This is a genomic window from Blautia intestinihominis, assembly GCF_040096655.1.
Lineage (GTDB): Bacteria > Bacillota > Clostridia > Lachnospirales > Lachnospiraceae > Blautia_A > Blautia_A intestinihominis.
This window is the reverse complement of the sequence record NZ_JBBMEI010000014.1, coordinates 1-25,287: the sequence shown is the minus strand read 5'-3', so window position 1 is coordinate 25,287 and position 25,287 is coordinate 1. Positions and strand designations below refer to the sequence as shown.

The 25,287-nt window shown below is 44.6% G+C and carries 16 protein-coding genes, 1 tRNA gene and 1 rRNA gene; 17 read left to right on the top strand and 1 reads right to left on the bottom strand.

Annotated elements, in window-relative coordinates; genetic code table 11:
* Window positions 1-147 precede the first annotated feature (147 nt).
* From gyrB to WMO75_RS06190, 4 genes are read left to right on the top strand one after another with little or no spacing between them, the layout of a single operon-like run.
* Window positions 148-2,073 (top strand): DNA topoisomerase (ATP-hydrolyzing) subunit B, encoded by a 1,926-nt coding sequence (gene gyrB / locus WMO75_RS06205; RefSeq protein ID WP_022213293.1) that lies wholly within the window; start codon window positions 148-150, stop codon window positions 2,071-2,073.
* Window positions 2,074-2,084: 11 nt separating this feature from the next.
* Window positions 2,085-4,619, top strand: a complete 2,535-nt coding sequence (gene gyrA / locus WMO75_RS06200) for a DNA gyrase subunit A (protein ID WP_118252509.1) — start codon at window positions 2,085-2,087, stop codon at window positions 4,617-4,619.
* Between the two features lie 18 nt (window positions 4,620-4,637).
* Window positions 4,638-5,435: a hypothetical protein gene (locus WMO75_RS06195; RefSeq protein WP_227222113.1), complete on the top strand. Its 798-nt coding sequence runs from the start codon at window positions 4,638-4,640 to the stop codon at window positions 5,433-5,435.
* A 22-nt stretch (window positions 5,436-5,457) separates the two neighbouring features.
* Complete coding sequence (locus WMO75_RS06190; protein WP_118252510.1) at window positions 5,458-6,177, top strand: lysophospholipid acyltransferase family protein; 720 nt, start codon at window positions 5,458-5,460, stop codon at window positions 6,175-6,177.
* Between the two features lie 69 nt (window positions 6,178-6,246).
* Here the strand turns inward: WMO75_RS06190 and WMO75_RS06185 are convergent, their stop codons facing one another.
* Window positions 6,247-6,438 (bottom strand): hypothetical protein, encoded by a 192-nt coding sequence (locus tag WMO75_RS06185; protein ID WP_022213297.1) that lies wholly within the window; start codon window positions 6,436-6,438, stop codon window positions 6,247-6,249.
* A gap of 215 nt (window positions 6,439-6,653) precedes the next feature.
* Between WMO75_RS06185 and WMO75_RS06180 the strand changes: the two genes are divergently transcribed.
* The 13 genes from WMO75_RS06180 to WMO75_RS06120 all read left to right on the top strand — a co-directional run.
* The gene (locus tag WMO75_RS06180) at window positions 6,654-8,618 is read left to right on the top strand and encodes an alpha-L-rhamnosidase-related protein (protein ID WP_349077769.1); all 1,965 of its coding nucleotides are present in this window, start codon (window positions 6,654-6,656) and stop codon (window positions 8,616-8,618) included.
* Window position 8,619: 1 nt separating this feature from the next.
* Window positions 8,620-11,013: a glycoside hydrolase family 2 TIM barrel-domain containing protein gene (locus WMO75_RS06175; protein ID WP_349077767.1), complete on the top strand. Its 2,394-nt coding sequence runs from the start codon at window positions 8,620-8,622 to the stop codon at window positions 11,011-11,013.
* Between the two features lie 238 nt (window positions 11,014-11,251).
* Entirely contained in the window at window positions 11,252-14,314 is a 3,063-nt protein-coding gene (locus WMO75_RS06170) for a glycoside hydrolase family 3 C-terminal domain-containing protein (protein WP_349077765.1), read from the top strand.
* A gap of 16 nt (window positions 14,315-14,330) precedes the next feature.
* Complete coding sequence (locus WMO75_RS06165) at window positions 14,331-14,762, top strand: hypothetical protein (RefSeq protein ID WP_349077764.1); 432 nt, start codon at window positions 14,331-14,333, stop codon at window positions 14,760-14,762.
* A gap of 4 nt (window positions 14,763-14,766) precedes the next feature.
* A complete protein-coding gene (locus WMO75_RS06160; RefSeq protein ID WP_349077762.1) occupies window positions 14,767-16,233 on the top strand; it encodes an MFS transporter in 1,467 nt (488 codons plus the stop codon).
* Window positions 16,234-16,370: 137 nt separating this feature from the next.
* Entirely contained in the window at window positions 16,371-18,179 is a 1,809-nt protein-coding gene (locus WMO75_RS06155; RefSeq protein WP_227222107.1) for a leucine-rich repeat protein, read from the top strand.
* Entirely contained in the window at window positions 18,176-19,534 is a 1,359-nt protein-coding gene (locus WMO75_RS06150; RefSeq protein ID WP_349077761.1) for an MBOAT family O-acyltransferase, read from the top strand. The genes WMO75_RS06155 and WMO75_RS06150 overlap by 4 nt, the downstream gene beginning before the upstream one ends.
* Window positions 19,535-19,536: 2 nt before the next feature.
* Window positions 19,537-20,847: a leucine-rich repeat domain-containing protein gene (locus WMO75_RS06145; RefSeq protein WP_349077760.1), complete on the top strand. Its 1,311-nt coding sequence runs from the start codon at window positions 19,537-19,539 to the stop codon at window positions 20,845-20,847.
* Between the two features lie 131 nt (window positions 20,848-20,978).
* Window positions 20,979-22,430, top strand: coding sequence for a family 43 glycosylhydrolase (locus WMO75_RS06140; RefSeq protein WP_118252518.1), 1,452 nt, complete (start codon window positions 20,979-20,981; stop codon window positions 22,428-22,430).
* Window positions 22,431-22,513: 83 nt separating this feature from the next.
* Window positions 22,514-23,224 carry a LytR/AlgR family response regulator transcription factor gene (locus WMO75_RS06135; RefSeq protein ID WP_330427633.1) on the top strand — a complete coding sequence of 237 codons (711 nt, stop codon included), beginning with the start codon at window positions 22,514-22,516 and terminating at the stop codon, window positions 23,222-23,224.
* Complete coding sequence (locus tag WMO75_RS06130; protein WP_118252520.1) at window positions 23,221-24,540, top strand: ATP-binding protein; 1,320 nt, start codon at window positions 23,221-23,223, stop codon at window positions 24,538-24,540. The genes WMO75_RS06135 and WMO75_RS06130 overlap by 4 nt, the downstream gene beginning before the upstream one ends.
* A gap of 133 nt (window positions 24,541-24,673) precedes the next feature.
* Window positions 24,674-24,761, top strand: a tRNA-Ser gene (locus WMO75_RS06125).
* A gap of 355 nt (window positions 24,762-25,116) precedes the next feature.
* Window positions 25,117-25,287: ribosomal RNA gene (locus WMO75_RS06120) — 16S ribosomal RNA — on the top strand; the annotation flags it as partial.

Sequence of the window (25,287 nt, the reverse complement as noted above, 5' to 3'; positions counted from 1 at the left end):
TTTTTTTATACATTGTTTTTACAGAAAACCGGGATTTTTAATGGAAAGAGAGTTGTTTTTGTGTTATAATAAATTAGTATACGTATGTCCAACAGAGGATATACAACCAGTAATTTTTATATAACATTGAATGACAGGAGGCAGCACATGGGCGGAGAAAATACGGAGTACGGAGCGGACCAGATTCAGATTTTGGAAGGGCTGGAAGCGGTTCGTAAAAGACCGGGTATGTATATTGGAAGTACATCCAGCCGGGGTCTGCATCATCTTGTATACGAAATTGTAGATAATGCGGTAGATGAAGCTCTGGCAGGATATTGTACAGAGATCCAGGTAAGCATCAACCCAGACAACTCCATTACAGTTGTAGATAATGGTCGGGGAATTCCGGTAGGTATCAACCACAAAGCAGGAATTCCGGCAGTTGAGGTTGTATTTACCATTCTGCATGCCGGCGGTAAGTTTGGCGGTGGAGGATATAAGGTATCCGGAGGTCTTCACGGCGTAGGAGCATCCGTTGTAAATGCTCTGTCCGAGTGGCTGGAAGTTACCATATATCACGAAGGCAGAGAATACAAGCAGCGTTATGAGAGAGGACATACAATGTATCCTCTCAAGGTTGTTGGAGAGTGTGATCCGGAGAAATCAGGAACAACTGTTACATTCCTGCCGGATAAGGAAATCTTTGAGGAAACTGTTTATGATTATGATATCCTGAAACAGCGTCTTCGTGAGATGGCTTTCCTTACCAAAGGACTTCGCATTGTCCTCAGAGATGAGAGAGAAGACTCCAAGAAAGAAAAAGTATTCCACTACGAGGGTGGTATCCGTGAATTTGTAACATATCTGAACAAGAGTAAAGAACCTCTGTACCCAGAGGTTATTTACTGTGAGGGAGAGAAGGACGGCGTTTCTGTTGAGGTTGCGATGCAGCACAACGACTCCTATACAGAGAACAGCTATGGATTTGTAAATAACATCAATACACCGGAGGGCGGTACACATATCGTTGGTTTCCGTAATGCACTTACCAAGACTTTTAACGATTATGCGAGAAAGAACAAACTTCTCAAGGACAGTGAACCGAACTTAAGCGGTGATGATATCCGTGAGGGTCTGACTGCGATCGTAAGTGTCAAGATCGAAGAACCACAGTTCGAAGGCCAGACAAAACAGAAACTTGGCAACAGTGAGGCGAGAGGCGCCGTAGACTCTGTTGTCAGCAAGCAGCTTGAAATTTTCCTTGAGCAGAATCCATCTGTAGCCAAGGCTACTGTTGAGAAATCTGTTCTTGCACAGAGAGCAAGAGAAGCAGCACGTAAAGCACGTGACCTTACCAGAAGGAAATCCGCACTCGATGGAATGTCACTTCCGGGTAAACTTGCGGACTGCTCAGACAAGGATCCGAAGAACTGCGAGATCTATATCGTAGAGGGAGATTCCGCAGGCGGTTCTGCCAAGACAGCGAGAAACCGTGCGACACAGGCAATCCTTCCGCTTCGAGGCAAGATCCTCAATGTTGAGAAGGCACGTCTTGACAGAATCTACGGAAATGCAGAGATCAAGGCAATGATCACAGCTTTTGGAACAGGTATCCATGAAGACTTTGATATCAGCAAACTGCGTTATCACAAGATCATCATTATGACCGATGCCGATGTCGATGGCGCACATATTGCGACACTTCTTCTGACTTTCCTTTACAGATTCATGCCGGAACTTATCAAGCAGGGCTATGTATATCTGGCACAGCCGCCGCTGTACAAGGTAGAAAAAAACAAGAAAGTCTGGTATGCCTACGATGATGCGGAACTGAACCGCATCCTTGAGGAGATCGGACGTGATAATAACAACAAGATCCAGCGTTACAAAGGTCTTGGAGAGATGGATGCAGAGCAGCTTTGGGAGACAACCATGGATCCGGAGAAACGAATCCTTCTCAAAGTAACAATGGACGAATCTGCTACATCTGAGATCGATCTGACTTTTACCACTCTTATGGGTGACAAAGTTGAACCAAGACGTGAATTTATTGAAGAAAATGCACGTTTTGTAGAAAATCTGGATATCTAGGAGAATAAAAAATGGAAGACAATATTTTTGACAAAATCCATGAGGTGGATCTGCAGAAGACCATGGAGAAATCTTATATAGATTACGCCATGAGCGTTATCGCCTCACGTGCTCTTCCGGATGTAAGAGATGGTCTGAAGCCGGTACAGAGAAGGGTTCTGTATTCCATGATCGAACTGAACAACGGTCCGGACAAGCCGCATCGTAAATGTGCCCGTATCGTCGGTGATACCATGGGTAAATATCACCCTCATGGAGACAGTTCTATCTATGGAGCACTTGTAAATATGGCACAGGACTGGTCTACCAGATATCCGCTGGTAGATGGTCATGGAAACTTCGGTTCCGTGGATGGTGACGGTGCTGCTGCGATGCGATACACAGAGGCTCGTCTGAGCAAGATCTCCATGGAGATGCTTGCTGATATCAACAAGAATACCGTTGATTTCCAGCCAAACTTTGATGAGACAGAACGGGAGCCGGTTGTACTTCCGTCCCGTTATCCGAACCTTCTTGTAAACGGTACTTCCGGTATCGCAGTTGGTATGGCGACAAATATCCCGCCACACAACTTAAGAGAGGTTATCAATGCAGTTGTCAAGATCATTGACAACATTATCGAGGAAGACAGAGAGACAACGATCGAGGAACTTCTTGAGATCGTCAAAGGACCGGATTTCCCGACAGGAGCAACGATCCTTGGAACAAGAGGAATTGAGGAAGCATATCGTACCGGTCGCGGCAAGATCCGTGTCCGTGCGGTGACAAATATCGAGACACTGCCAAATGGCAAATCACGTATTATCGTCACAGAACTTCCATACCTCGTAAATAAAGCCCGTCTGATCGAAAAGATCGCAGAACTTGTCCGCGACAAGAAGATTGACGGAATCACAGACCTGAATGATCACTCCAGCCGTGAGGGAATGCGAATCTGCATCGACCTCCGCAGGGATGCCAATGCAAATGTTGTCCTGAACCAGCTTTATAAGCATACACAGCTTCAGGATACTTTTGGCGTGATCATGCTTTGCCTTGTTTCCGTAAACGGAAGCCTTCAGCCGAAGGTACTGACTCTTCCGGAGATGCTTAAGCAGTATCTTGCACATCAGGAAGATGTAGTGACAAGAAGAACCAAATACGACCTGAACAAAGCACAGGAACGTGCGCACATTCTGGAAGGTCTGCTCAAAGCACTGGACAATATCGATGAAGTTATCCGTATCATCCGTGCCGCAAGAAACGTTCAGATCGCAAAACAGGAATTAATGGATCGCTTTGAACTGACAGATGTTCAGGCGCAGGCGATCGTAGATATGCGTCTCAGGGCTCTTACCGGTCTGGAAAGAGAGAAGCTGGAAGCAGAATATGCAGAATTAATGGAGAGGATCCGCAAATTACAGGCAATTCTTGCAGACAGAAATACGCTTCTCCGTGTCATCCGTGAGGAGATCCTTGCAATTGCTGAGAAATATGGCGATGACAGAAGAACTGCCATTGGATTTGATGCATATGACATCTCCATGGAGGATATGATCCCGAGAGAAAATACAGTTATCACAATGACCAAACTTGGTTATATTAAACGTATGACCGTAGACAACTTCCGCAGCCAGAACAGAGGCGGCAGAGGAATCAAGGGCATGCAGACACTGGACGATGACTATATCGAAGAACTGATGATGACGACCACGCATCATTATGTGATGTTCTTTACCAATACAGGCCGTGTATACCGTCTTAAAGCATACGAGATTCCGGAAGCAGGAAGAACTGCGAGAGGAACTGCGATTATCAATCTTCTGCAGTTGATGCCGGGAGAGCGCATTACAGCAGTTATCCCGATCAGCAAGTTCGAAGAGGGACATTACCTGATGATGGCAACCCGTAAGGGACTCGTCAAGAAAACTCCGATCCAGGATTATGCAAATGTCCGCAAAGTAGGTCTTGCAGCGATCGCACTTCGCGATGATGATGAACTGATCGAAGTAAAGGCAACGGATGATAAGAAGGACGTTATCCTGGTAACCAAATATGGCCAGTGCATCCGTTTCAAAGAAACAGATGTAAGAAGCACAGGCCGAGTTTCCATGGGGGTTCGCGGTATCAATCTGCTGGATGGTGATGAAGTTGTAGCTATGCAGCTTAACACGCAGGGATATTATCTCCTTGTTGTTTCTGAGAACGGTATGGGCAAGAGAACCTCCATCAGTGAGTTCACCTGCCAGAACAGAGGCGGTAAGGGCGTGAAGTGCTACAAGATCACTGAGAAGACAGGCAATGTTATCGGTGCAAAAGCTGTAAATGAAGAAAATGAGATCATGATGATCACCACAGAGGGAATTATTATCCGTCTGCAGTGCGCTGATATTTCTATTCTGGGAAGAATTACCTCAGGAGTAAAACTGATCAATCTTTCCAAAGGAGTGACCGTTGCAAGCTTTGCGAAAGTCAGAGAGAAAGAAGAAGACAAAGAGAATCAGCAGACAGCAAAAGAACCTGTAAACGAAGCAAATGATGAAGTACAGGAGAGCACGGAAGAATAAAGGGGACGTTAGATCATCATGGAGAAGGAATATGTCACATTAAACAGCGGCAGCAAAACTGCTGCCAGGAGCAGTAAGAATACCAAAAGCCGCCGAAAGACCGGACATTCAAAATCCAACATCAGAAGATCTGCACTCGAAACAAAAAGAACGGGAAGTTCAAGGACTGGCATGCGCAAGGTAAATGGCAGCAGTAAGTCAACCAGTCCCAGAACTTCCAGAAGCAAAAAGAAGAGCAGATCCAGAAAGATGGATATTCCCGTACAGTATATTGCGGGAGGCGCAGTGCTTGTAATTTTGCTCATAGCGATCATTTTTGCTGTGAGAAGCTGCGGTATCAGCCACAAAACACCGGAAAGAGTTGTCAAAGCCCTGATCGAATCCTACGAGAGCGGCAATGAAAATAAGATTAAGAAATGCTATGGAGTGACCAAGGCAGATGACAATCTTCAGGCAGAGATAGATGCAAATATCAAGTATTTTGCAGCGCATTCTCCGGAGAAGATCCAGATCAACAAGTGCGATAAGATATACCAGGATGGTAATTATGCATTTATATATATTACGTATGATCTGGTACTCAAGGACGGACAGAGCTATCCGTGCATCAGTACTTATATGACTCAGAAAAAAGATGACAATAAGTACTATATACTTGCACCATCAGATGTTACCAATGATATGAACAAACAGGCAGCAGAGAAATATGCGCTGTTCATGAAGACAGATGCATATCAGGAATACACCGTTGCCTACGATAAATTTATCAAGAAGAATCCAGGATACGAAGAAAAAATCGCTTCAAAATTAAGTTAAAAGGATCCTGGGGAGGTGTAGCATGAAAAGAATCATAATGATGGTATTACGAAATCTTTTCTTTGTGCCTTATGGATGGTTTATGCTGAACTGGTATGCGGGACATGTGGATGATTATCCGGAAGAAAAGCGTTATGCGCTGCTCAAGAAAATCGACTGCAAGGCGAATACAGGCGGAAACATTACGATCAAGTCCTACGGAGTAGAGAATATTCCGTCGGAGAATGGATTTATGTTTTATCCGAATCATCAGGGACTGTATGACGTTCTGGCGATCCTGGATGCCTGCCCGGTGCCGTTTTCTGTTGTAGCCAAGAAAGAAGTGGGTAATGTTCCATTTCTGAAGCAGGTATTTACCTGTATGAAGGCTTTTATCATGGACAGAGAGGATATCAGACAGTCCATGCAGGTAATCCTCAATGTCACGAAGGAAGTCAGGAGCGGTCGCAATTATCTTATCTTTGCGGAGGGGACCAGAAGCAAGAATGGAAACCATCCGCAGGAATTTAAGGGGGGAAGTTTCAAGGCAGCTATGAAAGCCAGATGCCCGATCGTTCCGGTAGCACTGATCGACACCTACAAGGCGTTTGACACAGGCTCAGCGGCTCCGCTGACCGTTCAGGTACATTTCCTGAAACCGATGTGCTATGACGAATACAAGGATATGAAATCAACAGAGATCGCAGCAGAGGTCAGAAGAAGAGTCGAAGAAACCATTCAGGAATATGGTGGATGGGATTAACTGAATATTTGAGAAACAGACAGCCGGGAGCAGTTAAGCTTCCGGCTGTTTTTGTGTAGTGTGTCCAGATCATTCTTTTTCCCTGGCAAGTGCCTGTTTCATGAGAGTGCAGTCTTTGCTGTATTGACAGACCCCGTATTCGCAGCTTGAATCAAGAAGACGAAGCCCCTCTGGAAACTGCTCGAATTCACAGATTACAGTCTGTGTCATGTCAAAATTCCGACAGTATCCGTTAAAAAATTCCTCAATGATCTCACCCATAAAAATCCCTCTTTTCTTTTATATAGATTTACTTTTTTTTAAGATCCAGTCTATCATAGAATGCTTAAGTTTCCAACAGAAATCCGGGCTACCCCTGCCTTGCGTGAACAGCTGTTTTTTGAACGTCAACTGTGTTTGACTTTAAGCGTGGACAGCCCGTATAGTTAAAGTAGAAAATATATGATGAAAACAAACAAGATTTGGAGGAATCGGGAATGAGCAAAAGTTATTGGATCTGGTATCCGGGAGATTTTGAATTATATCATGGAATGAAGCAGAATTTCAGCCGTGTGGAGAGAGGCTTTGGCTGGCCGGCTTTCTGGAAAAGCGAAGGATTCCGCAACCGTGTGGCTTTTCGCCGTACTTATCATTTGGAAAAAGAAACTTCCTTTACTGTATATTCCAATGCAATCGGGCATGTACTGGCAGGAGAAAAGAAATACCCATTTGGAAAAAAGATCACCTGTGGACCGGGAGAAGTTGCAATCGCTGTTCACGCAGGATGTATTGAGGCTTTTCCATGTATTTATGTAGAAGGTGATGTGATCTGTTCAGACAAAGGCTGGATAGCAGAAGATTATGATCAGGAACCGCAGCCGGCAGGAAGAAGCAGATATTTCACCAGACCGGAACAGAATCCGACAGTCTGGGAATACAGCGAGAAAATATATGAACCAGTCAACGTAACAGAATACAACGGCGGAACGCTCTATGAATTTGAGACAGAGCTGAATGCAGTTCTGGAAGCAGAGTTCAAAAACGGATATCAGCCGATACTGATCTGCTGTGGCGAATCCAGAGAAGAGGCAATCGACCCTGTAAACTGCTACTATAGCTGGCAGCCGGACAAGGAGACTGGCAAATGTCCTTGCTGTGCAGTACATTTTGCATACATTCCGGATTGCAAACCGGGAGAGATCATACTGAAAGCAAATCATCAGTATGTCGACATTCCGGTGAAAGCTGCATTCCACTGCGGAGAGGAACGCCTGAACCAGATCTGGTCTGTGGCAGAGCATACATTCCGCCTCTGCAGCGGCATCTTTTTTATTGATGGTGCCAAACGTGACAAATGGATCTGGTCGGGAGATGCATACCAGAGCTTTTTTGTAAATCGTTATCTGATGGCAGATGCAGATATCGACCAGAGAACGATTCTGGCACTGCGCGGCAATGACCCGATGACGAGACATATCAATACGATCGTAGACTATTCTCTTCTGTGGCTTCTGGGGGTGAATTATCACAATGAAGGATACGGTGACAGGGATTTTCTGGAACTGGTTTATCCAAAGATGGTTTCCCTTATGGAATTCTGCAATGGAAGACGCGATGAACACGGTTTCCTGATCGGAAAGGAAAAAGACTGGATTTATATCGACTGGGCAGACATGGACAAAGATGGCCCGCTCTGTGCAGAACAGATGCTTTATGCGGCATGCTTCCGTGTGATGGCAGAGATCAGCGAAAAGCTTGGCAAGGACGGAAGTGCTTACAGACAGGAGTATGAGAAACTGGCTGCTGCCATTGAAGAGTTTTTTTGGGATGAGGAAAAAGGTGCGTACATCGATTCTTTTACTTCCGGGAAACGAAATGTGACAAGACATGCAAATATTTTTGCTGTATTATTTGCTATCGCAGATAAGGATAAGCAGGAAAAAATCCTCACAAACGTACTCGAAAACGATGAGATCCCGGCGATCACAACACCATATTTTAACTTCTTCGAACTGGATGTACTGTGCCAGATGGGAAAACTGACCGAAGTTTTGGACAAGATCCGTTCCTACTGGGGCGGCATGCTGGATCTTGGAGCAATTACCTTCTGGGAAGAGTACGATCCGTCTGTGCCGAAGGAAGAACAGTACGACATGTACGGTGATCATTTTGGCAAGAGCCTCTGTCATGCATGGGCAGCAAGCCCGATCTATTTCCTGGCAAAATATTTTGCCGGACTGGATCTCGTAAACAGAGAAGAGACGACTTATGTATTAAAACCACAGATGCAGTATTTTACAGAACTGGACTGCACACTCCCGGTGGGAAGCCATGGAACAGTCCGACTGCTCTGGGATGGAGAATATCTGGAAGTGACACCGGCTGCAGACGGTGGAGTTCTGGAACTCGGTGAACAAAAATTTTCTCTGGTCAGAGGAGAAACAAGAAGGGTAAAGATTTGATATGAAAAAAATAGATTTTAACAGAAATTGGACATGCAGATGCCTTACCAGAGATGAGGAACCGTATTCTGTGACACTTCCGCATGATGCGATGCGGAGTGAGCCGCGTACTGAGGAAAGTGTCAGTGAGGGAAACTCCGGCTGGTATCTGGGCGGCGATTACGAATATACGAAACATGTTTTTGTGCCATCAGAGTACAGCGGCAAAAAAGTTCTCATTGAATTCGAGAGTGTTTATCACAATGCGGAAGTTTATATTAATGGAACAAAAGCAGCATACAGACCGTATGGTTATACAAATTTTTATGTAGATACAGAAGGGCTTCTGAAATATGAGGCACAGAATGAGATCCGTGTGATCGCACGAAATTCTGATCAGCCAAACAGCCGCTGGTACTCCGGAACCGGCATCTATCGTCCGGTATATCTTTGGACAGGCGATAAGAAGTACATTCCGGTCAATGGAATCAAGATCCATACAGTAAGCTATGCCCCGGCAGTGATCGAAGTAGAAATCAAGACTTCCTGCCCGGGAATGGTGAAAGTTGAAATCCTGAACAAAGAGCAAAATGTTCTTACAAAAGAAATAGAAAATGATGGACACCCGTCGGTTTTCCGTATGGAGATCCCGAACGCAAAACTCTGGGACTGTAAGCATCCAAATCTTTATACTCTGCGTGCAACATTTGGAGAAGATGTTGTAGAGGAAACATTTGGAATCCGACTTCTTGAATGGAGCCCGGAAAAAGGCCTTACGATCAATGGTAAGAGAGAAATCCTCCGTGGTGCCTGTGTGCATCACGATAATGGTGTGCTGGGTGCCTGCACGTATCCGGAGGCAGAGGAGCGCAGAATCCGTATCCTCAAAGAGAATGGCTATAATGCGATCCGTTCGTCTCATTATCCATGTTCTAAGGATATGCTGGATGCCTGCGACCGTCTGGGAATGCTGGTGATGGATGAATATGTCGATGTCTGGTATATCCATAAGACAAAATATGATTATGTGAATTACCTTGCGAAATGGTGGCAGCAGGACCTCAAGGATATGGTGGAGAAAGATTACAACCATCCGTCTGTTATCATGTATTCTACGGGAAATGAAGTTGCAGAGACTGCACAGAAAAAAGGAATCGAACTCACCGGCAGAATGACTTCTTACCTTCATAAACTGGATCCGCACAGACCAGTAACCTGCGGGATCAACATTTTCTTTAACTTCTTAAGTTCTATGGGAATGGGCGTTTACAGTGATGATAAGGCAGAAAAAAGCGCCCAGTCTGCAAAGCAGGAAGCAGAGAAAAAAGAGAAGAAGAAACCAGTAGGAAGTGAATTTTATAATACCCTTGCCTGTCTGGTCGGAGATTACTTCATGAAGATCGGTGCGACCCTCCCGCCATGTGACTGGAAAACAAAGGATGCATATGCGAACATGGATATCGCAGGATACAACTACGGACTTTTCCGCTACAAACATGACCTGAAGAAATACCCGAAACGTCTGATCCTCGGTACAGAGACTTTCTGCAAGGATGCATACAGTTTCTGGGAAATTGCCAAGAAGAATAAGCGGATCCTGGGAGATTTTGTCTGGTCAGGATGGGAATATATCGGAGAGACCGGAGACGGTGCAGCTGAATACGAAGAATACAAAGGCAAGATGCCGCATACAAGAATGACTGGAAATAACGGAAGAATCGACCTTCTTGGAAAGCCGCGTGCAGAGGCAGCTTACACAAGAGTTGCTTTTGAACGGGAAACAGGTCCGTTTATCGCCGTGAAACCTGTTTATCAGAAAGAAAACCTGAACCTGACAGGATGGGCTCTGACCAAAGCACTGGAGAGCTGGTCATGGCGAGGATGTGCCGGAGAAAAAGCTGAAGTAGAAGTTTTTGCAAGGGCAGCAGAGGTGGAGCTTCTGGTCAATGGAAAGAAAGCTGCACGTGGCAAAGTAAAAAAATGCAGGACTAAATTCCACATTCCATATGAGGATGGCGAGATTACAGCAGTTTCCTATGATAAGAACGGACGTGAGATCAACCGCCAGACACTGATGACAGCAAATAAAGAAACCATGCTTCATATCAAACCGGAACAGGAAACTGTGGAAGCGGGCAGATTGCTGTTTGTTCCATTGCAGTACGGAGACTTTAACGGAATCTGGAAACCGATGGAAAAACATCACCTGAAAGTTACAGTAGAGAATGCTACGCTTGAAGGTCTGGGAAGTGCCTGCTCCTATGTGGAAGGTAACTATGCACAGGATACCGTCGATACTTATTATGGTGAGGCGATGGCTGTAGTCCGTGCCGGAGAAAGCGGATCCGTGAAGATCACGGTCTCTGATGAAGAAAAAACATATACATGTGAGATTCCGGTAACAACACAGAAATAAATTATCATATAGGCAATATAGACAAAAACAAATATCACAATTTGTGCAAGATTCCTTGAAAAATTTTGCTTGTGAAAATTCAATAAAAAAACGCTCCCATTTACGGCTGAAAAAGTGCAGTCTGCGAAAAAAATGGGAGCGTTTTTGGGATTTATGTTAAATTTAGGTCATGGAAATTATGGAAGCACTTGAGCGATGAGGCTTACCCATATTTCAGGGAAAGAAAGGAGATAAAATCATGAGCAGAAAAAATATCTGGCGTGGTATGACTACTCTTACAGCGTCTCTTCTGACCGTTTCTGTTGCGGCAGGACCTGTAGTAGACAGCTATCGTACAGACATCGACAAATTTCTTGGAACCAAGAGCAGTGCTATGGTAACAGACAGTACAGACGAGGATCTGTATACATATAAGTCTGACTATTCCAGCACTACAGAACTTCTGGAGTCCATCGAGGATCTCGGAGAACGTATGAGTGAGGAAGGAACTGTTCTGTTAAAGAACGAGAATAATGCACTTCCGCTGTCAAAAGATGAGACACAGAAGCTGTCCCTTCTTGGATTTTCCAGCTACTATCCGATACAGGGCGGTGACATGGGAAGTTCCTTGACTGAAAATGAAGGAACAGATGCAGATACTGTAGACTTTGTTGAAGCATTAGCTGCAAAAGGATTCAGCATCAATGAAGACCTTCAGAATCTGTACAAGAGTCTGGAATCAGAGTTCAAGACAGAGGTTAATATGTGGGGAAATATCGTAGAATACTACCACATTACAGCACCTGCAACAGACGGCGTATTTGCAAGCAAAGAGCCTTCACAGGAAACAATGGACAGTGTAGACAGCCAGTGGAAAGAATCTATGGATGATTACAATGTCATGCTGGTAACGATCGGACGTTCCTCTACAGAGAACGGAACTTACCTTCCGGGTGTGGACGGCGTAGATGCATCTCAGGATCTGAACCAGACCGATCCGCTTGGATTAAGTGATGATGAGCGTGACCTGATCAATGCTGCAGTTGAAGCAAAAGAAAGCAACGGCGGTAAAGTCATCGTTATGCTGAACAATGCAAACGCAATGGAGATTGATGAGATCAAAAACAATGACGGCGTAGACGCTATCCTGGAAGTAGGTCTTCCGGGAGGCTATGGTTTCTATGGTGTTGCAGATATTCTTTCTGGAGAGGCAAACCCGTCCGGTCATCTGACAGATACCTATGCTGTAACAAATGCCAACTCACCGGCAGCACAGAACTTCGGAAATTATGAGTGGATCAATGCAGATCCGACTGTAAATATCAATGCAGAAGAAGTTGAAGCAGAAGGTATTTATACAGGATATAAATATTACGAAACCAGATATGCAGACACTGTACTTGGACAGGGAAATGCAGATGCAACCGTAGGAAGTTCTACAGGAAAAGCATGGGATTATGATAATGAAGTATCTTATCCATTTGGATATGGTCTTTCCTATACAACCTTCGAACAGACTCTCAAGAGTGTAGATGTAGACCTTGAGAACAGAACGGTAACTGCTGAGGTAGAGGTTAAGAATACCGGTGATGTTGCAGGTAAAGATGTTGTACAGCTTTATACTTCTGTTCCTTATACAGACTATGACATAGAGAACAAAGTAGAAAAATCAGCAGTTCAGCTTCTGGATTATGAAAAAACAGATATGATCGAGCCAGGAGAAAGCCAGACTGTTACCATCACAGCAGATGCACAGGATATGGCAAGCTGGGACAGCACCTGTGATAACGAAGCAGGTACAACCGGTAACTGGATCCTGGACAACGGAACTTATTACTTCACTGTTGGAAACGGTGCACATGAGGCTGTAAACAATGTCCTTGCCGCACAGGATCAGAAAGTTGACGGAAATAAAGACAACGTACAGACATGGGAACTTGGCGATTTTGATTCTTCTTCCTTCGCTGTAACCTTAAATGGTACACCAGTAGAAAATCAGCTCCAGGATGCAGATCTGAACAACTGGATGGAAGACACAGTTACTTATCTCAGCAGAAATGACTGGGAAGGAACCTGGCCGGAAACATACAAAGACCTGACAGCTACAAACGAAATGATCAGTACTATGGCTGATGACTACAGTGATATCGAAGCAAACGGAGATCCGTCTTCTGTAACCTTTGGTGCAGACAATGGAATGACTCTGGCTAACCTCAAAGGAGTAGACGATATTACAGATGAAAGATGGGATGATCTGATGGATCAGATCACTCTGGAAGAATGCCTGATTCGTACAGGACTTGGCGGAACCAGTACAAAAACGATCGAATCTATCACTTCTCCGGAAGCTATCCAGAACGACGGACCGAACGGATTCAACTCCTATCCGCTGGGACAGTATGCAAACTCAGACGATTCCACAGGAGATCCATGCGTGATCGCAGAGGATGATCCGAACCGTGATTACAAAATGGGTGTTATGGCAGTTGAAACTGTAATTGGTCAGACATTCAGCAAACAGCTGGCAGAAGAATGGGGCAAAGTAATCGGTAACTATTCTCTGTGGGCAAACACAGCAATCTGGTGGGGCGTTGGAACAAACCTTCATCGTACACCTTACAATGCACGTAACCACGAGTACTTCTCTGAAGATGCAGTTCTGACAGCTGGTCAGGGTGCAGCAATCATCGAAGCCGGACATGAATATGGCGTACTGATCGCACCGAAACATCTGGCATTCAATGACACTGAAATCAACCGTACAGGTATTGCCGAGTTTATGACAGAGCAGGCTGCCCGTGAAAATGAACTGCGTGGTGTACAGTCCTGTATCGAAGATGCAAATGCGCTTGCTGTAATGACTGCATACAACCGTGTCGGCTGTGTGACAAGTAATGCACATACCGGACTGCTTCTGAACATCGTTCGTAAAGAATGGGGATTCAAGGGTCTGATGTCTGAGGACTTCATTCAGGATCCGACTTATACAAAGATCCGCATGGCAGTACATAATGGTGTAACCATGACATGTAACACCGGTGATAACACAATGGCAGCAGTAGAAGCAGTATGGCCATACTGGAGTGTAGAGAATGCAAGCAAGAGTGAAGAACTTCTGACAGACCTGAAACAGGCAATGCTGTATCAGAACTATGCACTTGCAAATTCCAATGCAATGGATGGCATGGCAACTACTACACATATTGAAAAACTGAATACATGGTACGATAACCTGATCACAGGTCTTCGCGTTGGATTCGGTGTACTGACTGTACTCTGTGCAGCAATGTATCTGCTTGGACTGAAAAAGAAAGAGCAGTAAGGAGGAAAACGAAACTATGGCTGAAAAGAAAAAAATGGGCGCAGGACTGGTCTTAAGTGTAATCACTGCTCTTGTGACTGTTGCAGGACTGGTTCTGTACATGATGAACTGCAAAACAAATTATTTTATAAACAGTGGCGTTAACAATGCGGTTGTAGCCTGCCTGGCTGCAGCTGCGATCCTTGAGATCGTTATGATCGCAGCTTCTATGAGAATGGGAGCAAAACCGGTTCTGGATATCCTTCCAGTAGCGTGTGGTGTACTGACAGCATATGCACTGATTCAGTTTATCAGCAGCAGGATCGCTGCGATCGGATCGATCATGACTTTTGAGAACAACGCTCAGAATATGGCGGATTTAAAGGGTGCAATCATTGGAATGATCGTGTGCGCGGCTGCTCTGATATGTACAATTATTTCTTCCTTCTTCAAAGTAGTAAAGGATTGATTTTATGAGCAAGACAAAGAAAGATTTCTGGAACGGTCCCCTGACCGGTTCCAGGATCAAATCAGATGATGTAAAACTTCCGGAGATGTTGATCGGATATTTTATCGGACCGTTCGGAGCACTTCTGGCTTCCGGTATCTTTACCAGTATCCTTCAGAACTATTTTACAGATGTCCTGAAACTGAACCTGACATTTCTGACAACCTTACAGCTGTTTTCGACCATCCTGATCGTGGCGGCAAACCTGATCGTAGGTCAGCTTATTGAACGCACGAGAACAATGGCAGGAAAGGCAAGACCGTGGATCCTTCTGTCCGCACTGACCCTGTCTATTGCCTCTGTTCTGATGTTTGTAGTTCCTTTTGAGGGAACTGCCAAGATGGTATGGATCGCGATCGCGTACAACCTGTTTTATGCAGTCGCTTATCCGATCTATAATACAGCAAACTCCACACTGATCCCTGTATCTACAAGAGACAGTAAGCAGCGAGGAGCCCTGGCTTCCTTTACCAATGTGGCAGGACTTGCCGTTATGGGTGCAGGTTCCATGGTATTTCCGATCCTGGTTTCTTTCGCCCTGAAAGAAAATCAGCATTTGTGGTTTGTAGCTATGACTGCGATCGCCATTTTCTCTGCACTGACGATCTTCTTACAGTTCAAGTTTACACGTGAGCGTGTAACAGAAGAACAGATGTCTGAGGGAGCAACAGAGGAAGCAAAGGTTAAAACTGCTTCTCTGAAAGAACAGCTTTCTGCAGTTGCCAGTGAAAAAATGTGGTGGATCGTTATGCTGTTCTACATGGGATTCCAGTGGAGCGGCGCGATGAAAAATGGCTCAATGACTTATTTCTGTAAGTGGGTAATGGACAATACTTTCTTCGGTACAGCAGATGCATGGGGCGCTTCACAGTCACTCCTGAGCATCATGGGTGCGGTTCCGATGGCTGTGGCAGCAGTGGTGATCGTACCTCTCTGCAACAAATTTGGAAAACGTATCGTATGTATGGTCGGCATGCTTCTGGGATCTGTCGGCGGTGTAATCGCTATTATGGGTAACGGACAGATCGTTCCTGTAGCAATTGGCGTCGCGCTTAAATGTCTCGGATCCGCTCCGGCATGCTACATGATCCTTGCAATGCTTGCGGATGTTATCGACCATATCGAATACAAATCCGGAATCCGTACAGATGGACTGACAATGTCTATCTACAGCTCCATCATGGTAGCTGCAACTCCTGTATGCAACTCTATTTTCAGTGCGATCTTAAATGCCAGTGGATATGACCAGGCAGCAGATATCGCACTTGGTACTGCGGCACAGACAGCTGCAGCACAGACAGCAATCTCTGTCGGATATATCTGGGTAGAGACAATTGCTTATGTGATCTGTGCAGTTCTGATCTTCTTCTTTACAATAGAGAAGGATCTGACGGAAGAGCAGAAAGCAATTGCAGCGAGAAAAAACAAATAAATAAAGAGCCTAAAAGGGCTGTTACAATGAGGCGGTCTTCTGGTATATATAAGGTTAGTAAGTGTGAAACTGTGCCTTGAATATGCCGGAAGACCGCCAGTCAGTTTAAGTCAGAAATGGAAGGAGGAATTTGATTCATGCGCAAAAGAAAATTGAAAATGGCATCTGGGATATTCCTTCTTCTGCTGATAGCAGGACTGTCCGGATGCGGTCAGAAAAACACGGAGAAAGAAAATCTCTGTCATATCGTTCTGGAAGCCGGAGAAGGCTACCATGTAACAGATCCTGCCAGAACAATAAAATCTGGAAGTGATGTGAGCTTTACGATCACGCTGGATGATAACTGGCAGTTTCTTGGCACAGATTATCATGGCGAGACCGAAATAACAAAAGAGGATGATGGAAAAACAGTAAATCTTGTTTTGCATGAAGTAAATTATTCAGAGAGTATCTGCATTCAGGCCGAAAAAGGAAAATATGAGATTGTCTATGATGCCAATGGCGGACAAAACATTTCAGGAGATTCAGACAGAGTAAGTATCTGTTACCGCGGTACACATCAGCGGATCAATACTTCGACCGGAACGGATCTTTTTGCCAGAGATGGATACACACTGCTTGGATGGAATACCAGAGCCGATGGAACCGGACAGGCAGTGGGGCTCGGAAGCCGGACCGAATGGAAAGAAGGACTTGTGCTGTATGCACAATGGATTCCCTGGACAGGCGAGGCAGATTTTGTATACAAAAAAGTGTCAGGCTTTGCAGTCATAACCAGCTATATCGGAAAGGCACAGCAGATCTGCGTTCCGTCCAGCCTTGGGGGTTTTCCAGTGCGAACCATCCGGGAACAGGCTTTTGCAGACACAGAGTGCAAAACCGTGATCCTTTCACCTGGGATTCATGAAGTTGAAAAGTGGGCATTCAGGAACAGTCGACTGGAACAGCTGTATATCTACGATGATCTGGAGAAAATCAGCGATTATGCATTTCAGGACTGCGATATGCTTCGTACCCTGCATATCAATTCGATCGAGGCTCCAGCTTACAGTGGAAATTATTTCGATACCTTTCAGGATAAATACGATCGTCTGTTGAGTCTGAAGGACAAAAAGAAGATTGTCCTGTTTTCCGGTTCTTCGACGAGATTTGGATACGACAGTGCGATGCTCGATCAGGCTTTTCCTGATTATGAGGTGGTCAATATGGGAGTTTTTGCTTACTCACCGGCACTTCCGCAGCTTGAACTGATCCGGTCCTGCATGAAGGAGGGAGATATTCTTCTGGACTCTCCGGAATTTGATGCGGCAAACAGGCAGTTCTGTTATCAGAAGGAACTGGATTATGCGACATTTGCCATGATGGAATCCAATTATGATGCATTTGCCGATTTAGACCTCAGGGAATATGCACAGGTCTTTACAGCTTTTTCTGCATACCAGACAGCAAGACAGGATATGGAACGAAAAAATTACGATGTCTGTGCTTCAGATTATGATGAGGATGGAAATGAAGTGGAGGAACCAAGTTACAATGAGTATGGGGATTATGTCGTATATCGCCCGAATTCCACGAGTGAAAAACCGATTTACGGACTTCCGGTAAATTATACAGTAAACGCCTTTCCGAAAGAAACGTATATCGATTCTGCGAATGCAGAGTTTCAGAAATTTATGGATCAGGGAATAAAAGTTTATTTTACCTATTCACCCAGAAATAAATATGCACTTTCAAAAGACAGCACGCAGGAGGAAAGAGCCCGCCTGCATGAATATTTTAAGAGTCAGCTGCATGTTCCTGTTATTTCTGAACTTGAGGATTCTTTATATACAGGAATCTATCTGTATGGGACAGATAATCATTTATCTACAGAAGGGGCGCAGATCCGGACCGAAAAAGTGATCCATGATCTGAAAGAACAGCTTGCGAAGGAGGAGAAAAAATGAATTTTATATCGCTGACATTTGTTTTCCTTTTTCCAGTGGTGGTGCTCCTGTACTGGAAGATTCCGTGGAAACACAGAGAACTTTTTCTGCTGGCAGTGAGTTACTTTTTCTATATACGGGAAAGTTCCTGGGCGGGAGGGCTGCTTCTGCTTACAACGGCGGTTACTTATCTGGCGGGAATTGCTATCGAAAAAGGCAGACACAGAAGAACCTGGCTGATTTTTGCTGTGGCTGTGTGCCTGGGACTTCTGACCGGACTGAAATATTCGGTCCCGCCAGTGGGAATCTCATTTTATACTTTCCAGACAATGGCATACGTGATCGATGTATATCGGGGCGAGATTTCTGCGGAAAAAAATCCTGCAAGTTATGCTCTGTTTGTTTCATTCTTTCCACAGCTGGTGGCAGGCCCGATCGAGAGGGCGGGGAATCTCCTCGGACAGCTGAAGGAAAAACATACAAGGAGCCGGGTAGATCTGCTGAATGGTTTCTGGCTGATGCTCCGGGGATTTTACAAAAAAGTTGTCGTGGCAGATTATCTGGCTGTGTATGTTGACAGAGTGTATGCTGCACCGCAGGATGCCGGTGGGATTGGTGCGGTTCTGGGAACCGTGTTTTTTGCCGTTCAGATTTATTGTGATTTTTCCGGATATACAGATATTGCAAGAGGTGCGGCACGTATGATGGGGATACGGCTTATGGAAAATTTCAGGCATCCTTACCGTGCAGTAAGCATACAGGATTTCTGGAAAAGATGGCACATCAGTCTGACGCGCTGGTTTACGGATTATGTATATATTCCACTTGGAGGAAACCGCAGAGGATTTGCGAAGAGATGCCGGAATGTGCTGATCGTTTTCTTGTTGAGTGGATTCTGGCATGGCGCGTCCTGGAATTTTGTTGTGTGGGGACTGATCCATGGAATCTATATGGTTGTGGCTATGTGCTTCTCGCGGATAAGGAAAGATAAAAAGAGGATTCTGCATCCGGCGGCTGGATGGGTTATGACGATGCTTCTTGTGAATATTGCCTGGGTGTTTTTCCGGGCGCCTTCGCTTTTCGGTGCGTGGCAGATTTTGTTGCAGCCGTTTGTGAATCCACTGGGCAGTGGAATCTCGGAGACGATGAGTTTTCTTGGCATTCAGGGCCTGGCGATTCTGCGGCTGCTTGCGACAGGAATTACCTGGGTGCTTCTGGAACGGATTTCCGAGGAAATTGATAAGTACTGCCAGACCAGGAAGGGACTTTGCCTGGCGGCAGCAGGTTTTGTTGTGATAGTGACTGTAATTGAATTTTCATGGCTTGGCATGATGGCATCCGGCGGTGAAAATGCATTTATTTATTTCAGGTTTTAAATATGGATAAAAAAACAGTAAGACGTGTTGTCATAATTGCGCTGGCAGTGCTTCTGGTGGAGCAGATTTTTTTCCTGATCTGTGGGTTTGGACTGCCTGCACAGTATGGGGATACGTTTATGGGAGAACTGAAAAGTAAATATGAGAGATTAAAGGAAACTCCGGGACAGAGAATCGTACTTGTTGGCGGCAGCGGCGTTGCTTTTGACTGTGACAGCGAGATGATCGACGAAATTTTTCCTTCGTATGAGGTTGTCAACTTTGGCATGTATGCAGGACTTGGGACGAAGGCGGTCATGGATCTTTCCGAAGCGTATATTCGTGAAGGGGATATTGTGATCCTTTCCCCGGAACAGAGTGAGCAGACGCTTTCAGATTATTTTAATGGAGAATATATGTGGCAGGCTGCTGACGGAGCTTTTGGGATGCTGCGCCATATAAAGAGTGAAAATTTTGAAGTGATGCTGGGAAATTTCCCGGGATTTGCTCTGGAAAAACTGAACTATGTATGGAAGGGAAAAAATCCTCCGACAGACAGCGTATATCAGAAAAAATCCTTTAATACTTATGGAGATATCAATCTGGATACGTGCAGAGAGAATATACTTCCGGGCGGTTATGATGTGAACCAGAAAGTAAGATTTACAGAAGATGTGGTGCAGCCGGAATTTCTGGAGTATATGAATGTCTGGGCAGAGCGTCTTGAGAAAAAAGGCGCAGCCGTCTGGTACAGATATTGCCCGGTAAACGAGCTGGCAGTGGAAGACGCAGATGATCTGAAATCATATGATGTGTTCCTGCGTCAGAAACTGGATTTTCCGGTTATAGGAAATCCGAAAAACAGCCTGATGGAAGCGGAATGGTTTTTTGACACCAATTTTCATCTGAATCAGGCGGGAAAAGAAGTAAATACTGTGCAGCTGATCCGGGATATCAAAGCGATGCTTGGCGATGACAGGACTGTAAATGTGGAACTTCCGGAGAAACCTCACAGGACATGGGAAGATATATCTACAGAGACAAGGATATGGACTGCAAGAGACAGCGAGGCATATCAGGGCGAAGAAACGATCGTGATTCCGGAGAATGTGACGCAGATCGGGGATTATGCTTTTTCGGGCTGCACAGGTCTTAAGGCAATCGTACTTGAACAGAAAGATCCTTCGAAATGTATCGTGGGTCAGCACCTTCTGGATGGCACCAGTGCGGAGATTCTTGTTCCACAGATGTCCGCGGACAGTTATAAACGAAACTATTTCTGGTCAACATATGCGGGACAGATTCGGGAAAACACAGATCACGCAGAAAAATAAACCAACCACGTTCAAAAGAAATCCGATACGGAAAATCATGATACAATGCAGATACGATAAAAGTGAGACTATAAATTTTGAGTTACGAAATCAGAATTGTGAAATTGAAAATGTGAAATTGGAGGGAAAATATGAAAACAAAACAGGCTGTAAATCCATACATGCCAAGCTGGGAATATGTCCCGGATGCAGAACCACATGTTGTAGGAGACCGTGTGTACGTTTACGGTTCTCATGATATCTTCAACGGACTGAATTTCTGTCTGGGCGATTATGTCTGCTGGTCCGCACCGATAGATGACCTGGGTAACTGGCGTTACGAAGGATGTATTTATAAAAGAGAACAGGATCCGGCGGCACCGAGGATCCGTCTGACAAATGGCCTTGCTGCCCCAGATATGGTACAGGGATCGGATGGGAGATTTTATCTGTACTATTTTATGGGTGGTACAAAGATGATATCCGTAGCTGTATGTGACGAGCCGGCAGGAAAATACGAATTCTACGGATACGTAAAATACAGCGATGGCGTTGCAATCGGTAAGAAGAATGAGCCGTTCCAGTTTGACCCGGGCATCTTTATGGATGACGACGGGAAACTGTATCTGTACACAGGCTTTGCACTGGCAGGAAACCCGATCCTTCTGGATGGCTCCAAACCAACAGAGCATGGACCGATGTGTTTTGAACTCGATCCTTCTGATATGCTGACCGTATTGAACGGACCATCATACATTGGCATTGCAGGTGAAAAGGAGTCTGTCGGAACACCTTATGAGGGTCATTCTTTTCTTGAGGCAAGTTCCATGCGTAAATTCGATGGTACATATTACTTTATTTACAGTACAATGAACAGCCATGAACTCTGCTATGCGACAAGTGACAGTCCGGTAAAGGGATTCCAGTATGGCGGCATTCTGGTAAGTAACGGTGATGTGGGCCTTGAAGGTGTGCCGGATGTGAAGCATGCAAGATTTGATACTGGAAATACACATGGCAGTATCATTGAGCTGAATGGAAAATATTTTGTTTTCTATCACAGACACAGTAACCGCAAACAGTCCTCCCGTCAGGCGATGGCAGAAGAGATCTGTTTCGAAGACGGAAAATTTTATCAGGCAGAGATGACCTCCTGCGGTTTAAATGGCGGACCGCTGGAAGGGAAAGGAACTTACCCGTCCTATATTGTCTGCAACCTTTATGGAAAAAAGGGAACACGTTTCTTAAGCATGATCAAGCATCCGAAGAAAGACTGTCCATATCTGACTCAGGATGGAAAAGACAGAGAGTCCGGACCGGATCAGTACATTGCAAATATGTGCGACGGTGCCCTGGCAGGCTTTAAGTATTTTGACCTCAGGGCAACAAAAGAGATCAGTGTGGCTGTAAAAGGACGCGCAGAAGGAACTCTGTATGTTCGTACCAGTGAGAATGGAAAAGCTGTGGCATCAATTTCTGTCAGTCCGTGCAGAGAAGTCAAAGAATTTAAAGCTCCTCTTAAGGTTTCTGGAAGCAGAGAAGCACTGTTCTTTACCTTTGAAGGAAAAGGAAGTTTTGACTTTATTTCCTTTACTCTGAAATAAAAATATGGAATAAAAAATGCATTGTTTCCTGTGCTTTTTCTTGTTATACTACAAGTATCATTAGAGAAGACCGGGGGATGAAAATGCTTCGTATTGCAACAGTGGAAGATGATACGAACGATCTGGAAGCGTTACGAACTCACCTGAAACGATACGAGAAGGAAAACGGACTGAAATTTCTGATCACAGAGTTTCGGGACGGAGAAGATATCGTGACGGATTATTCTGCGGATTACGATCTTATTCTCATGGATATTGAGATGGCTTTTCTGAACGGAATGAAAGCCGCCGAAAAAATCCGCGAACTGGACAAGGATGTCGTCATTATATTTATAACAAATATGCCTCAGTATGCAATTCAGGGATATAAGGTAAATGCTCTGGACTACATGCTGAAGCCTATTTCGTATTTCTCTTTTTCGGAAAGTATGGGGAGAGCGCTTCACAGAGTAAAAGTACAGGAAAAAGAATTTATCACCATATCGCTGAAAGGCGGCAAAAAGAAACTGGATATTGCACAGATCTGTTATGTGGAGGTACAGGATCATCTTCTGATCTATCATACAACAGAGGGAAGTTTTGTGACCAAAGGCACGATCCGTGACGCGGAAGGCCAGCTGGACGCAAAGCGCTTTTTCCGGTGCAACAGATGCTATCTGGTAAACCTGGAGTACGTGGACAATTATATGGGAAGTGATGTCAGCGTCAATGGAGATACCATACAGGTAAGCAGGAGCAGGCGCAAACCGTTTCTGGATGCATTAAATGAATATTTGAATGAGGTGGGCAAATGAACACAACAGAGGTGCTAAATACACCAGGGTATTACTATGCCATAGCTTATGCTTTATCCGTACTTGTGATCACGTGTACGAATGAAAGGAAAATCGGGAGATGGAAGCTGGCTGCAGTAAGCTGTGTTCAGTTTGCCCTCCTTTTATTTTTTATGACAGCAACAGATGGAGTACGGAGGGAACTGTTTCTTCCATCAATGGTCGTTATCGTAGGGCTTATTCTGGGAGGCATTTATATCTGCAATGATTTTTCGCCCAGAGAGGCAGGCTTTTATTGCGTAAAGGCTTTTATCAACGGAGAGTTTGCAGCTTCTCTGTGCTGGCAGATCTACTATTATATGACGAATGCAAGAGGAATGCATGGAGAATTCTGGAGATGGGCGGAACTGATAGTTGTCTATGCAGTGATCTTTACGATACTGGCATTGATAGAACTCAGTCTCAAAAAAGATCTCGAAGAGATCCATATTACAAGAAGAGAGTTACTGGTGGTCATCATCATTGCGACATCTGTATTTGCGATGAGTAATCTGAGTTATCTTGACCAGGATGGACTGTTCAGTGGAAGTTTTGTCATGGATATCTTTATTATCCGTACACTTGTGGATTTAAGTGGAATTGCTGTGCTGTATGCATATCATGTCCAGGTTAAGGAGATACAGATCCGTTTTGAGAAAGATACCCTTCGGAATATCATGGAGATGCAGTACAAAAATTACCAGTTATCAAAAGAAAATATCGATATGGTAAATCAGAAGTATCATGATCTGAAACACCAGATCAACCTCCTCAAGACGCAGTCCTATGCTCAGGCAGGAAAGTCCACGAGCTATCTGGAGAAGATGGAACGTGAGATCAGAGTATACGAGACACAGAACAAGACCGGAAATCCGATCCTGGATGCTGTGCTGACGAATAAGGCGCTGCTTTGTCAGAATAAAGAAATCGAACTGAAATTTATCGTAGACGGGGGCGCGCTGTCTTTTATGGAAGATATGGATGTGAGTGCATTATTTGGTAATATGCTGGATAATGCCATTGAGAGCGCACAAAAGCAGCAGGAAAAACAAAAACGGTTGATCTGGCTCTATGTAACAAGAGAGAAGCAGTTTGTCCGCATCCGTACAGAGAATTACTGTGACGAAAAGATCCAGTTCAAAAACGGCATGCCGGTAACGACAAAGAAAGACAGGCGGCTTCATGGATATGGTATGAAGAGTATAAAGAGCACCGTAGAAAAATACAATGGATCCGTTGTGGCAGCACAGGAAAACAACTGGTTTGAGCTCAAAATCCTGCTCCCTGCAGCCATGTAAAAACCATATGAAAAAAAGTTAAAATAAATACAAAAAAAGTGTTGACAATGTAAAATGAGTTATGTATAATTAACCATGCGTTTCGGAAAGAAATGCACTTCAAATTGCATAAAGTATTATGAATTCGGAGTCAGGAGAAGTACTCAAGAGGCCGAAGAGGTGCCCCTGCTAAGGGTATAGGTCGGGTAACCGGCGCGAGGGTTCAAATCCCTCCTTCTCCGTTTTGAAGTTAATAACTTCTGAAAAGAAATTAAAAAACTTCAAAAAAGTGCTTGACATTCAGAAATGAATGTGGTAAAGTAAACGAGTTGCTGATGAGCAACGAGATTACGAAAGAGTTCGAAAAAAGTTTTGAAAAAACTTAAAAAAGTTCTTGACAAACAAAAACGAACGTGATAAACTAAATGAGCTGTCGCAAGAGAGCGAAAAGCACAAAAGAACCTTGATAACTAAACAGTGAAACACATACGATTCTCGAAAATTCTTTAAGAATCATCATTCAATAGAATGAACTTTTTATAACAGTAATGACGAGAGATAACTAAGCTAGTTGGTTGTCTTGAGTAATCAAACACTTTATCAGAGAGTTTGATCCTGGCTCAGGATGAACGCTGGCGGCGTGCTTAACACATGCAAGTCGAACGGGAAACCTATTATTGAAACTTCGGTCGATTTAATTTGTTTCTAGTGGCGGACGGGTGAGTAACGCGTGGGTAACCTGCCCTATACAGGGGGATAACAACCAGA